This window comes from Aureispira sp. CCB-E, from assembly GCF_031326345.1.
Taxonomy (GTDB): domain Bacteria; phylum Bacteroidota; class Bacteroidia; order Chitinophagales; family Saprospiraceae; genus Aureispira.
This window is the reverse complement of the sequence record NZ_CP133671.1, coordinates 1,953,644-1,967,827: the sequence shown is the minus strand read 5'-3', so window position 1 is coordinate 1,967,827 and position 14,184 is coordinate 1,953,644. Positions and strand designations below refer to the sequence as shown.

9 protein-coding genes are annotated in these 14,184 nt (G+C 36.6%); 5 read left to right on the top strand and 4 right to left on the bottom strand.

The features are described from left to right. The first annotated feature begins 190 nt into the window (after nt 1-190). Nucleotides 191-958 (top strand): hypothetical protein, encoded by a 768-nt coding sequence (locus QP953_RS07435; RefSeq protein ID WP_309554487.1) that lies wholly within the window; start codon nt 191-193, stop codon nt 956-958. A gap of 210 nt (nt 959-1,168) precedes the next feature. Then, nucleotides 1,169-2,329, top strand: coding sequence for an RtcB family protein (locus QP953_RS07430; protein ID WP_052600146.1), 1,161 nt, complete (start codon nt 1,169-1,171; stop codon nt 2,327-2,329). A gap of 282 nt (nt 2,330-2,611) precedes the next feature. Here QP953_RS07430 and QP953_RS07425 read toward each other — a convergent pair whose 3' ends face one another. Both QP953_RS07425 and QP953_RS07420 read right to left on the bottom strand, forming a co-directional pair. Beyond that, a complete protein-coding gene (locus tag QP953_RS07425) occupies nt 2,612-2,974 on the bottom strand; it encodes a DUF6122 family protein (protein WP_309554486.1) in 363 nt (120 codons plus the stop codon). 100 nt (nt 2,975-3,074) lie between these two features. Beyond that, nucleotides 3,075-3,794: a hypothetical protein gene (locus QP953_RS07420; protein ID WP_052600148.1), complete on the bottom strand. Its 720-nt coding sequence runs from the start codon at nt 3,792-3,794 to the stop codon at nt 3,075-3,077. Nucleotides 3,795-4,171: 377 nt separating this feature from the next. On the opposite strand from QP953_RS07420, the gene QP953_RS07415 reads away from it, so the two are divergent. Both QP953_RS07415 and QP953_RS07410 read left to right on the top strand, forming a co-directional pair. After that, nucleotides 4,172-5,215, top strand: coding sequence for a glycosyltransferase (locus tag QP953_RS07415; protein WP_052596214.1), 1,044 nt, complete (start codon nt 4,172-4,174; stop codon nt 5,213-5,215). A 463-nt stretch (nt 5,216-5,678) separates the two neighbouring features. Continuing rightward, nucleotides 5,679-8,399, top strand: coding sequence for a tail fiber domain-containing protein (locus tag QP953_RS07410; protein ID WP_309554485.1), 2,721 nt, complete (start codon nt 5,679-5,681; stop codon nt 8,397-8,399). Nucleotides 8,400-8,489: 90 nt separating this feature from the next. Here QP953_RS07410 and QP953_RS07405 read toward each other — a convergent pair whose 3' ends face one another. Then, nucleotides 8,490-9,854, bottom strand: a complete 1,365-nt coding sequence (locus QP953_RS07405) for a hypothetical protein (RefSeq protein WP_052600389.1) — start codon at nt 9,852-9,854, stop codon at nt 8,490-8,492. A 184-nt stretch (nt 9,855-10,038) separates the two neighbouring features. Between QP953_RS07405 and arsM the strand changes: the two genes are divergently transcribed. Continuing rightward, the gene (gene arsM / locus QP953_RS07400) at nt 10,039-11,013 is read left to right on the top strand and encodes an arsenosugar biosynthesis arsenite methyltransferase ArsM (RefSeq protein WP_309554484.1); all 975 of its coding nucleotides are present in this window, start codon (nt 10,039-10,041) and stop codon (nt 11,011-11,013) included. Between the two features lie 65 nt (nt 11,014-11,078). Here arsM and QP953_RS07395 read toward each other — a convergent pair whose 3' ends face one another. Beyond that, nucleotides 11,079-14,033, bottom strand: a complete 2,955-nt coding sequence (locus tag QP953_RS07395; protein WP_309554482.1) for a lamin tail domain-containing protein — start codon at nt 14,031-14,033, stop codon at nt 11,079-11,081. Between the last annotated feature and the right edge of the window lie 151 nt (nt 14,034-14,184).

Sequence of the window (14,184 nt, the reverse complement as noted above, 5' to 3'; positions counted from 1 at the left end):
TTTAATTACCATTTTTTTATCAAAAGGTAGGGAGGTTCTTTTGCCAAGCGGTTGAATAGATAGAAACACCACACAGGTAAATAAATTAAAAATATCTTGTATTAGATTTTTCAACAAAAATGCGAACTAGTAGTAATCCATTTTGCCTGTTTTTATTTATAACAATCCATTCTTTCCTTACATTTTAGCTATGAAATCTATCTATTCCATACTTTTTTATTTAAGTATCTCCAATTTTATCTACGCTCAATCAGCCAATAGTTCTTTGGAATTCATGAAATATGCGCCCAAAGATATGTTTTCTGCTGATTTTAATCCTTCTAGCCTATCTGACCAATTTTTGGAGCCCAAAAGCAATGTTTTTGGGAATGGTTTCTTTGTAGATGGTATTATTAGTGCTGGAGCAGCTATCAGTGCTTATAATTACCATACCAATCTACCAGAGCCCAATGCTTATATTGTTAGTTCTACAGATATTGTTACTGAAAACTCATTTAGACTAGGCAATAAATGGTATTTTAAAAATAATAAGAAAATCCAATCTGGCATTCAAATTATTTGGGCTAGAATAGGTTCACTTATTCCCTTTGGAACAAACAATCAAAGCTCTTTTTTCCCGATTACTTATAAAATGAATCCACTCAACATTGGTTCTACTAACTTTATACAGTTATCCGAAAAAAATGGTCTTGAGTTGAACTTGAATGCAGGACTAACCACTAGTTTTGCCCAGCGCCTAGGCAATAACCTTAATTCTAATTCGGCTGCTTTGGTACAGTTTGGTCTCTCTGTAAATCCATCTGTTAAATTCAGACTAAAACGTTTTTCCATAGGTCTTGACATTCAATACATACATATGTTTCCAGGTTCAATCTATTCAAGCGATGGCACTCAATCTACCTATAATTATGATGTTAATATATTACTATTTGGAGCAACAATAGGGTGTAAGTTCTAAGTAGTCGCATTATTTCTAAGTTTAATAGTTTTTAGAATGGCAATCAATCTAGTTATTGATTGCTTTTTTTTATTAAAAAATTCTTTTTCCAGAACTACGCAACAAGGCTGCGCACTACTATTTTAGTTTTGTACTATCATCATTAAATAACCCGCTGGTTTGATATTTTGACTAGTTTCATAAAATCAGCAGCACAACGATACAAAACTTATGAAAAAAGTAATTTCAACGGAGAAAAAGCCTATTAAATTATGGTTGACAGATTTAGAAGATGGCGCATTGGAACAAGCTAAAAATTTGGCAAACCTACCATTCACATTTAAACACATTCCTATTATGCCAGATAGTCATCAAGGTTATGGCATGCCTATCGGCTCTATTTTGGCAACCAAAGGAGTTGTCATACCTAATGCTGTGGGGGTTGATATTGGCTGTGGAATGTGTGCCATGCGTACAAGTTTAACGCACGTTTCTAAAGAAAGCTTAAAAAAGACATTAACTATTGCCCGCACATTGATTCCTCTAGGTTTCAACTGGCATGCTGAACCTCAAGATGAAACATTAATGCCACAAGGATATGAAGATTTGCAAATTGTCTCTCGTGCATACCCCAAAGGGACTAAGCAAATTGGCACACTAGGTGGTGGCAATCATTTCATTGAAATCCAACAAGGTTCTGATGGTTATATTTGGATAATGATCCACTCTGGTAGCCGTGCTTTAGGGCATACCGTTGCACAACATTACAACAATTTAGCAATTCAAATGAATGAGCGTTACCACTCTGTGGTCACCAAAAAAATGGAGCTAGCATTTTTGCCTATTGAGACACAAGAAGCAAAGGATTATATTGCTGAAATGAATTACTGTATTGCTTATGCTTTGGCGAATCGAAAATTGATGATGACACGAATGGTTGAAGCACTTACAGAAGTTATAGGGACATTTGATTGTGATGAAATTATTAATAAATCACACAACTTTGCTGCTTGGGAAAAGCATTACGGAGAAAATGTTTTGGTTCATCGAAAAGGAGCTACACGTGCCTTCAAAGACGAATTAGGAATGATTCCAGGATCACAAGGGACCAGCTCTTATATTGTCAAAGGTCTTGGCAACCCTGAATCTTTTATGTCTTGTTCGCATGGAGCAGGGCGAAAACTAGGAAGAAAACAGGCGCAACGTGAACTAAATTTAGCACATGAAATTGAATTATTAAACCAAAAAGGCGTCATTCATGCCATTCGACATACCTCGGATTTGGATGAGGCAACGGGGGCTTATAAGGATATTGATATCGTCATGGAGAATCAAAAAGATTTGGCTGAAATTATGGTTCAATTAACTCCTTTGGCCGTTCTTAAAGGATAGTCAATAATACTAAATACTAACTCGCTCTATTTTTTAGAGGGAGTTTTTTTAATAAAAAAATAGGATACACAAACCCCCTTCGTGTATCCTAATAATTAGACCTTTGGGTCCCCTTTTACTATTAGAAATCATTTTGATTTCCGAGGGTAAAGATGTAGAATTTTGTATCAGGATGACAGCTCATTTGTGCCAAGAAATTGCCAATTCTTGCCAAACTTTAAAAAGTTAGACAACTGTTTTTTTTCTTTTTTATAACTTAACTACCTAATTAACAACCGTTCATTAGTGCATTGTTCTATCCAAGGATTGAATATAAGTACTCCACATACAATCTTGATAATCGGTCAACATATGAAATAATAATCCCAAACCTATTATTCTCGTTTTTGGAAAAAAACACAGAAAACAATACAATAACATCGCTGGCCAAGTATGCAAGGGATGGAAACCTATGCTACATCGATTGGGATCAAAGATAGGATTAGCCAACAAATGGTCTGCATCAACTACAATTGTCAACGCCATTAACAACCATGCTTTTCGCCATTTGTCTCTAAAAAAAATATAAGCAAGAATACTAGGAGCTATAAAATGTAATCCGTAATGAGTTAAAACTTGAAGTAATTTAAGTGTGGATATATCCATTCATTCTTTTGAGTTTGAAATAAAAACGTTTCTGAGCTTGCTTGTGATTTTAATTGCAACAAAACAGCCACAAAGATGAACCACCTAAATAAGCAACCTTCTAAGGTCTTAATTCTTTTAGTAATGAATAAAAGTTTTCCTCTGTTTCTAAAGAATTAATAGACAAATCTGCTCCGTGTTCTCCTAAAAAAGTCACAGTTCCATTGTGTTCGACTTCAAAATCCCAATAATGCGTATCGCCACAAGCTCCCTCACAACTTCCCGTGTGATAAATGTAAGTAATCACATAGCCACCCTCTATTTCTTTTAGTCGGATATCGTCTTTATTCAAATCTGCACTAGGGAGTTCAACCATCCAAACATGATCCAAATAAGAAATTTGACTAGCAATAAATTTCATATTAATTGCTCTCACACTAGAAAGGTCTAAAACCACGTAAGCATCCGTAGTTTCAACCACACTTAGTGAAAATTCATAGTTAGGAAAGATTTTTTGAATAGGGTTTTCAGAAATAGCTTCACTCCATTCTGCTTCTCTGCCCAAAATAATTCGAATATTCGAAACATTAGCTGTTGGACTCGTGTGAATACGATATTGATGCGCAACCGCGGTTGCCGCAACATAAGGACTTTGCGCAATAGCAACCAAAGCGTCCTCAATAGAATAAACTAAATGCTCAGATATTTCCCCTGTAGATTGGTTGGCTACTAATCGAGCAGCCAGTTGAACAGCATCTTGCGCATAAGAGTCTTCTTGTGCTTGAGTGGTAGGCAAGAAAGATATAATAGATAAGATGGTAAGTATAAATAATCTCTTCATACTCTATTTTATTTTGAGCGTTCTTTTAGCAACACACCACCACAACCTACTGACTACTAATAATTTGCTAACTAAAATCAGAAAAACAGCCTAAATTTTATTTTGAGTTTTTTACAAAAAATACTTTTAAATACTATAATTTGTCACTCAATTTTTTTTTTGTTTGGAATCAATAGGATGTTTATCCTATTAAATTTTATTCCTATTTTTAGAGGCTACTTGTCTGCTCTCTCAAAGTAGTACTTTTGTCAATTTTTACCTAATTTTTTACCAAAAATTTGTCATTCCTTTCCATGCTTATATTCTACTCCACTTTATCCATCTTCCTCATTTTATGCTACTTAGTAATAATTTTATTATACATATTTTATTGGAATTTGATAGAAGAGTGGGAAATCCCCTCTAATTATTCCTTTCGAACAACTGTTAGTGTTATTATTGCAGCAAGAAACGAAGCGGATAATATTCAACAATGCTTAGAAGCCATTTTAGCCCAGTCCTACCCTTCTGAATTATTAGATATTTGGATTGTCAATGACCACTCCGAAGATCAAACTGCTGATATTGTCCATTCATTTCATCATAAAAATATCCACCTACTAAACTTACCACCGAACCAAAGAGGAAAAAAGCAAGCCATTCAATTCGCTATTCAGCATTCTAAAGGAGACTTGATAGTGACTACAGATGCAGACTGTAGCATGGGTACAGACTGGCTCAAATATATCGTTAGTTATTACCAAGAATATCCATCCAAGCTAATTGCTGCCCCTGTTTCTTTTCATCGAGAAAACTCAATCTTTGAGTTATTTCAAACATTAGATTTTATGGGAATGATGGCTGTTTCGGGAGCAGGCATAAAAGGGCGATTTATGAACTTATGCAATGGTGCAAATTTGGCTTATGAAAGAACTGCTTTTGATGCTGTTAATGGATTTGAAGGAATTGACCATCTAGCTTCAGGAGATGATATGCTATTGATGCAAAAAATTGCGGCACAATACCCGAATCAAATTGCTTATCTCAAAAACAAGCAAGCACAAACCTTGACCTATGCCAAACCAACTGTCAAAACCTTTCTTCAACAACGCATCCGTTGGGCTTCCAAATCTGGTGCGTATACCAATTGGCAGACAATAGTTATCCTTGCCATTGTTTGGATTTTATGCCTTAGTATGATTGTTGATCTTTTGCTAACTCCTTTCAATTATTTATTCCTGTTTTGGTTTGTTTTCAAATTTATCGCCAAAGGTTTTGCAGACTTCTTTTTTCTAGGAATGATGACTTCTTTCTTTGATCGACCCAAACTAATGCGAGCGTTTATTCCCTCTTTGTTTTTTCATTGGTGGTATATTTCAGTAGTCGGCTTACTAGGAAATATTATCAAACGATACGAGTGGAAAGGAAGAAAAGTACGATAAACAATAAACCAACTCTCCCAACTTCACTACTCCAAAGTTGTTTACTTAAACTACAATTATTGAGAAGGCTCCTAGATAGTAGCTCTAGAAGAACACATATTTCTATTTATAATTTAAGTAAATAGATAAACAAAAAAAACAAACTATAACATTCAACTACAATTGAATAAAAAATAACATATCTCAAAACAAAATTCATAAAACTACTTTCTCCCTCCTTCATCAAAAAAGAATTGCTATTTATTTTATGTACTTCTTTTTCGAACATAAAATATATCCCCCTCTCAAATAATCAAACAATAAATTGATTTACAAACACTTAACAAAAGAAACCAATTCATTTCTTTTAAACATAGCTTGTTTTTAATTTTTTTTTCTTTATATTTACTCGGTAAAACTAAATTTTTAATCATTCCCCTTAAATATTAAATAAACCATTATTATATTTTAAATCACTCTCCAAATGAACAACTTTTACAAGCTTCTTGCAATACCTGCATTGGTAGCTAGCGCAAGCCTAGGTCTAAATGCCCAAAATGTAGGTATCGGAACAAACACCCCACACACAAGTGCAAAACTGCACATTACAGACGCCAACCGAGGCGTATTAATCCCCCAAATTTCAATTGGCAATATCAACTCACCAGCCCCCGTCACTACTCCAGCAACAGGTCTCTTAGTATGGAATACCAATGCAACTACAATTGGCGGTGGTGGAGAAGGGTTTTATTATTGGGCAGGTACTCAATGGACTCGATTATCAACTAGCGCTGGAACAGATAACCAAAACTTAACAAGTGCCACTCTTACAGGCACCAACTTAACCATCAATATTGAAGATGGAGCTTCTACGTCAGTTGATTTATCCGCTCTTGTTAACGATGCCGACTTTGTGATTGGTAACGAATACAATACTGGCGCTTCGCTTTCTGGCACCAATCTGAACATTACCGATGGTGGTGGTACGAGAACCGTTAATTTAGCCTCTTTGGTCAACGATGCCGACTTTGTAGTTGGTAACGAATACAATACTGGTGCTTCGCTTTCTGGCACCAATCTGAACATTACCGATGGCGGTGGTACGAGAACCGTTAATTTAGCCTCTTTGGTCAACGATGCCGACTTTGTAGTTGGTAACGAATACAATACCGGTGCTTCGCTTTCTGGCACCAATCTGAACATTACCGATGGTGGTGGTACGAGAACCGTTAATTTAGCCTCTTTAAATGAATCTGGTCGAAATGGTTTGCGAAATGTAGGCAACTTTATACACTTAGGAGGTACGCTTATCGAAAATACAACCGTTTCTGCCAACACATTTGCTATGAATTTTAACCTTAACAATACTGGTGATTTTAATATTCAAGACAATGGCGTTAACAAATTTACAGTCTTAGATAATGGCACATCTAGATTTGGTGGGGACGTTGAATGGAGAGATGGCAATACTGGTGGTACACTATTAGCAAACTTGTTTGATGATGGTAACGATGGTCGTTTTATCATCCGAGAAAATGGAGCTACATCAGTAGACTTAGATGCTAATAGCCAATTTATCTTCAACGAACAAGGCTTAGACCGCAACCTTAGAATTGAATCGGATGGAGATGCAAATAACTTTTTCTCAGATGCAGGAACTAATAGAGTTGGTATTGGAACAGGCACACCTGCTCAAAAATTACATGTCGTTGGTGTAACCAGAGTTTCAACATTGGCAGGAACAGGCAATCGCATGGTTATTGCCAATGCCAATGGAGATTTGGCGACTCAAGCTATTCCTGCTAATGGGGATATTACTGCTGTTAATGCTGGTGCAGGGATTGTTGGAGGTGGAACGACAGGAACAGTTACTCTAACTGCTGCTGCTGACAACGGTCTTTATGTTAATGCTGGTGCCGATCGAATTCGCTTGGGAGGTACATTAGTTGAAAACACAACCATTACTAATCCTAATAGTCAATTCGTATTTAATTTATCCAATACTGGAGATTTTCACATTCAAGACAATGGCATCAATCACTTTTCTGCTTTTGATGATGGAAACACAGCATTCGGTGGAGATGTTTACTGGCGAGACGAAAATACAGGAGGTACTATCCTTGCTCAACTAATTGACGATGGCAATGATGGTCGTTTTATCATTCGAGAAAACGGGGTAACTTCTGTAGATTTAGATGCTAACAGCCAATTCATCTTCAATGAGCAAGGGCTAGATAGAAATTTCCGTATAGAATCGGATGGCAATGCCAACATGTTCTTTGTAGATGCAGGCATGAACAGAGTATCTGTTGGAACAGCAACCTCTGCTGGTACATTTAATGTTTTAGGCAACTCATACCACTCTGATGACATCTATCTAAGAGATGGCGCTGTAAACGGTGGCGATATACTTGTTCGTATTTTTGACTCTGCTGATGATGGAATCATTGATGTTTACGAAAACAATGCTATGAATCACCGCATTCATGGTAATGGTACTTCTGTATTTAATGAGCAAGGCAATAACAACGCTGATGTTCGTATGGAGTCCGACACAAGAACAAATATGTTTTGGTTAGATGCTGATGAGAACTTAGTTCGATTTGGTACGGCTTCTACTTTTTCTGATAATGGCAATGGAACTACAGTAGGTGGAACAACTGTTGATTATGTTGCTGACTTTGATCGTGGTATTGGTGCTACAGGAACCGCGATTGGGATAGGTTCGGTAGAGTATTTGTTGGATAACTCCTCAGAAACAACTATTAACAATGCCTTCTCTCCGACTACACACATCAATAGAGATTTAGGTTTTTCTACAACTGTACGTGGATGGGACGATGTTTATGCTGATAATTTTGTTAATATTTCTGATTTAAGAGAAAAGGAAGACATCAAAGAGTTAAGCTATGGCTTAGAAGAAGTACTAAAAATGCGTCCTGTCTCTTATGTATTAAAACAAGATCCTTTTGGAGATAGAAAATTAGGGTTGATTGCTCAAGAAGCATTGGTTTTGGTTCCTGAAGCAGTCAAAACGCACGACAACAAAATTTTGGATGAAGCAAAACCAGAAGAATACACAAGAATAGAATTGGAACGTATGGGTATGACTTACCAACAGTTAATCCCTGTTTTAATCAAAGCAACTCAAGAACAACAAGCTCAAATTGAAGCACTAAAAGCAGAAATTGAGGCACTTAAGTAATCCTTCAAAAAAAATAATTGTTCACTAATCCAACCATGATTAGCAAAAAATAGCCAACTATTAACATTAATAAGGTATTGAAAACATGAGTCATCCCGAATTTTCTAAAGCACATTGACAAAATAAAAATGTTAAGATAAAATGGATGGCTTTTCTAAGTCTGTAAATCGGCATCGAAGTCTTTCGGTGCCGATTTCCTGTTCTAGGACACCAAATATTAATGATAGTAGTCATAGTTGCTCTAAAGTTCCTCAACATCCGAAACAAAAAATCCATTACCAAAGTAACTAACATCAACATTTTAAGACGATTTTCAAAGAACCAAAGCCTAGGAGACTCCATACCCAACTCTGATTTTCCATATCTAAAAACCTGTTCAATATCCCATCGTTTCATATAAGAATAGAACATTTCCCATGCTTTGCCACAAGTGTCAATTACTTCATTGGTTAGCAAGTACATAGGAGAAGTGCCTTTGCGTTTATCACGAACAATAACGAGGTATAAATCTGTTTGGGGAAACCATGGATGAGCTACTTTTCGGTAGAGTATTTTGACGCTTCTCGTTTCTTTCCGAATATTATCCCATATTAGGCGATGATCCTTAGCTTTTTGTCCCAGAGAAAGACGATAGGTATTTTTCTTCACTCCATTTTCATCAATCAAATTATTAAGCTTTTTCCAACGAACTAGAAACTTTGCTTTAAAGTTGAGCATACGTTCTACAAAAACACCATTGGCATAACCTCTATCAAAGACATGAAGCACATCCGCTTGTGTAGATGCTACACGTTTATTTAGAGCATTAAACATCCGATAAAATATCTCCGAACTTTCCTCTTTATGTTTACCTCTTGTGGCAAACCAACGCATTTTAGATATTTGAGGAACTTCCTTCGCATGCAAGGAGGTTAAAACTGCACCCGACCACTCAAATCCAGGAACACAAATACGTTTATGCTTATCATAATAACCTGGTTTTATTCGTGTTAACCGTTGACTCTTCTTACTGTGTACTGGGCTTAGCCCTTCACTAAACCAACTTTCGGGCTTTTCTAGTACACTATCATCCCAGAGCATCAACCAACTTTTTCCTAATTCTTGCTTATCTTCCAATCTAGCAACAAACTCTTCTTCTAAATGTTGATCTATTATTTGGTAATCCCATTTCTTACTGCGAAATAAATTACTCACACGTTTTACTCCTGCTTTAGCTTTTTTAGGACCAAGAACTAAGGCGCCTAACTCGGTCAATAGCAAGGCATCTGAACGATTTCTTGACATTAAAACTGCTATAAATACATTATAAAATGTACGCACCAAACGTTTATCTAAATCTTCATCTAGTTTTAAGAGTAATTTAGACAAGTATTGATGTGAGCGATGTAAAATTGTCCATCCTGCTCCATTCTCTTTATTGATATTTTCTGTATCTTGTAGTTTATTATAATACATAGGAATCTCTAATTTTTTGTGGTAATTAAATCTAGTAGATTCCTATCTTTTTTCCAAAAAAAAAGTCATCGCCGAAAAATTCGGGATGACTCATGTTTTTTTATACTAGCTTTACAACATTACAACTAAGTCCCCTGCATTTTTATTTTCTCAATTATTATCAAGGATTCATAAATTTCAAATTATGGAAAAACACTATTTAGAAACTACTAAAAATGTCTATAAACAGGCGGCAGAAACACCTGATGTAGGGCTTTGTTGTACGACAACACCTATTTGGCAATTGCCTGGATTAGAAATTCCTTCAATTATGTTGGAAATGAACTATGGTTGTGGCAGTACCGTCAACCCAAGGGATTTGGTTAATAATCCCAAAGTTTTATATGTTGGTGTTGGTGGCGGGATGGAATTACTCCAATTTGCCTACTTTAACCGTCAACCTTCTGGTGTTATTGGCGTGGATGTAGTAGATGAAATGCTAACAGCCTCCCGTCAAAACTTCAAAGAAGCTGAAACGCTAAATCCGTGGTTCAAATCCGAATTCATTGATTTAAAAAAAGGAGATGCACTAAATCTGCCCGTAGAAGATGCTTCTATTGATGTTGCTGCTCAAAATTGCCTGTTCAACATCTTCAAACTAGATGACCTTAAGAAGGCTTTAGAAGAAATCTATCGTACATTGAAGCCTCATGGACGTTTAGTCATGTCAGATCCAATCTGCGAGCAGCATATGCCAGAAGAATTACGCCACGATGATCGACTACGTGCACTGTGTCTAAGTGGGTCAATTCCTTTACAATCTTATATTGATATGATTACCAGTGTGGGATTTGGAACCGTCGAAATACGCGCCAAGCGCCCCTATCGAATCTTAGACCCCAAGCACTATGCAACAGATCAATTGATCTACATCGAGAGTGTAGAGGTTTGTGCGATAAAAGACCCTATGCCCGCTGACGGTCCTTGTGTATTTACAGGGAAAACCGCCATTTATTACGGCAACGAAGCCTTTTTTGACGATCAAAAAGGGCATACCTTATTACAAAATCAACCCATTGCTATTTGTGACAAAACGGCTAAAGCCTTGTTAGATTTGGAGCGTGATGATATTTTCATTTCCGAATCTACTTACTTCTATGATGGAGGAGGTTGTTGTTAGTTTAGTTATTCTACATCCGTTAAGTAAGGCACTCCAATAGAAGTAGTGCCTTATTTTTCTATCGACTATACCGTAGGAATTACTTTTCCTTTCAGCTTATATCCCCCTACCCCCAAAAGTAAAATACTCAACATTATCCACAATCGCTGAAGCGTATCGCTTGTTTCTTTCAGAACTGAATTAATTCGCCCTGGTGTTCCCTGAACATTAACAGAGCAATTCCAATTGGCTGCTAGTGCATTGTCTGCTGTTGTATAAACCAGTTCCAAAGAGGTACATTCTTGGGTATTATCATTCCAATACGTCACATAATGCACACTATCAACCAATTCACCAAAAGCATTGTACAACATCAATCGCTCTCCTTTGTTAGACAGCTTCCCTTGATAACTACCATTGGCTTCAAACCCGTACTCTGATTTAAACAATTTTGAATTATTCGTCAACACACAATATTCTCCTCCCTTAATGAGGGCGGTATCAGAAAATTTAAAATGAATACCTGCCTTAAATTCAAACTGAGCCAAATGAATTGTTGTTGTACTAGGATTATGAATTTCTATAAACTCCAAACCATCTTTAGATTGCCACAATAATTCGTTAATAACTAAGGCTGTTCCATAGTTATCTGGCATTTTTTGAGGTATAAATTCGATGGGCTCCGACCAATGACTACAATACCCTATTGTATCTTGCACCCGAACTCGAATTCTATATCGATGCTTAGGCTGAACTGCTCCCAATGGAAGTGAAAGTAAAGTCTCAAAAGGTGTTCTATACTTCCCCTCCCATTTAGTCACAATTTCATAGATTTTAGGATCTGTTTCCGAATGTAATTTTTGATCTTTCTTATTAACTTCTGCAATACGCCATTCTACGGCTTGTATTGTTTCTCTATCAATGTTCCCTATCTTAAATTTCAAGGCATCAACCTCATATTGTGAACTACCATGGTAAGTAATGGTAGGTGTATCAGGAATACTATCGTGAAGTATCTCTTGAAGTATGAATTTACGTCTTCGCTGAACAAAACGCTTAAGTTGACCGATCTGGTTCTCAAAGCTCCCTTCATATTCATGCCCCCATCGCAACTTATCCAAATCAACAAACGAATAGTTCAAACTAGGTTGATAAATAAAAGCCGCTTGTTCATCAATTAGTTGGAACATTTGTTCTTCATTAAACAACAAATCCAAGACAGAACGCAATTCATTTTCATAAGCAATTTCTAGTGCTTGATGCTCAAATGCAGCCTTAAAAATTCCAGAAGAAATAGTGCTCTTAATTCTAGAACTAGTCCATGTTTTGTCAACGTCCCAAGGAAAAAATTGCCAACCTTTTTCTGGATGTCGATATTCTGTCCACCAATGCTGTTTCCGATAACCAGACTCTTTATTAGCAATAAGCTCATTTCCAATCAAAAACCCCAAATAGTTTTCCCAATCCAAGTTTTCTTTCCACCATTCTATCGAATGCTGTTGATAACAACTGCTATCCCAATCCACATATTTTTTTTGCTGCAATCCAATCTTCTGATTAGACTTATGTCTTACCTTAAAGGGCTTATAAGAATAAATATTGGCGTTGGGCAAGTCATGTGTTTTTAAAAAATCACCATCGTAATTTTCTAACATCAGATACAATCCCCAAAAATCACCTTCTACACTATCTTGTTCTTCTTGATGTTGCACAACTCTCAGGTGCAAATAATCGGCATGGCTAGCACTAGTTCCTTGCAAACGAAATAATCGATACAAAACCGATTCAGACAAACCATGTGTATTAGGATTATCCAACAACCAACCACCAGACAATACCAATTTATTCCGCCGAGTAGCGTAAGCTTTTCCTTGATTGTTAACAACTTCTATTTTAGCATTATTATGGAAATTAAACTTTAAATTCCGCTTTCTTCGACTATGCCGATTGTTATAACCTCGACTTCGATACCCTACATGATCATAGACGACTCCATTATAAACAACCGTTCCTGTTGCTTTATAAGTTCGAGCTTCGTGTTCATAAATCAAATATTGAACATCATTGGACTTGGCAATCAAGTGACAAACAGGTAATGTCCTTAAAGAGTCAAAACTATATCCACAAAAAGTAGGTACTTTATCATAGACAAAATAGGCAAAATTAGGTTGAGGGTGGCTTTGTCGTGGTGCAATACTGATACTATCTCCTTTTGCAATAATTTTATACCGAATCAAATGGCGATGTCGTTGCAAACTGGGTGGCATTTTGAGGGTATAGATTCGATCATTAGCTTCCCAATCCCCTTCCTTGCCATTATCTAACATAGTTAACATCATCCAATTGGTTTGATACGTAGAATCCTCCAATGCGATATACGATCCAGGGGCAACAACTTGATACCACAATTGTACTTCTTTGGCATTCCTAACATTGGCAACAATTGTTACTGCTTCGTTGGATTTTGGCACTTGAGGATACTGATCCACATGCTTAATAATTGGTAACAAATGGGGAGTAAACACAGGAGTGTTCGGCCGTGTAGGGCTAGGCGTAGCTACTTCCCAATACTGACCAATCCGATTATCAAATGCTGGGTTTATTAATTGTAATGAACAAGCTACTTTTTTCTTGCAATACGGCCATGTTGCTTTGTCTTTATAATTAACTCGATCTACTTCCTCTCCCAAATGGTTTTTCAAAACAAGACACTCTCCCTCTCCTTTCAAACGTCCCTTAAAAGGGCCTAAAACTTGCTGACGCTCTCCCAATTCGTATTCATCAAGCATTACTTTCACACGTTTAGCAACTACCAAATAAGCTCCACCTTCTAAAATTGTTCCTTCTGGAAAAGTGTACTCAATTCCTTTTGTGAATTTCCACTTAGAAAGGGTAACAGCAGATTGACTTTTATTGTGTAGTTCTAAAAATTCTCCTCCCAATATGTTGGGGCTGTGATGGATTTCTGTAATAACAATGGGATTGGCTACTATGGGGCTTGCTCCCAATAGTACCAGTAGTAGGTAAATTAAATTAGGCATAGTCTCGTTCTATAGGTGTTAATGTGTGCGACGAAACTACACGAAAAACCATATAAATAAAACAGCCTTAACGCTGCTTTATTATTTGGATTTCACTCTGATTATTTGGAAGTTATACATTATCTTAATCTTGAGTATTCGGTTATTTCCA

Coding starts and splice junctions, on each gene's coding strand:
- QP953_RS07430 (WP_052600146.1), top strand. CDS start 1,169: ATGAAAAAAGTAATTTCAACGGAGAAAAAGCCTATTAAATTATGGTTG.
- QP953_RS07410 (WP_309554485.1), top strand. CDS start 5,679: ATGAACAACTTTTACAAGCTTCTTGCAATACCTGCATTGGTAGCTAGC.
- QP953_RS07425 (WP_309554486.1), bottom strand. CDS start 2,974: ATGGATATATCCACACTTAAATTACTTCAAGTTTTAACTCATTACGGA.
- QP953_RS07405 (WP_052600389.1), bottom strand. CDS start 9,854: ATGTATTATAATAAACTACAAGATACAGAAAATATCAATAAAGAGAAT.
- QP953_RS07435 (WP_309554487.1), top strand. CDS start 191: ATGAAATCTATCTATTCCATACTTTTTTATTTAAGTATCTCCAATTTT.
- arsM (WP_309554484.1), top strand. CDS start 10,039: ATGGAAAAACACTATTTAGAAACTACTAAAAATGTCTATAAACAGGCG.
- QP953_RS07420 (WP_052600148.1), bottom strand. CDS start 3,794: ATGAAGAGATTATTTATACTTACCATCTTATCTATTATATCTTTCTTG.
- QP953_RS07395 (WP_309554482.1), bottom strand. CDS start 14,033: ATGCCTAATTTAATTTACCTACTACTGGTACTATTGGGAGCAAGCCCC.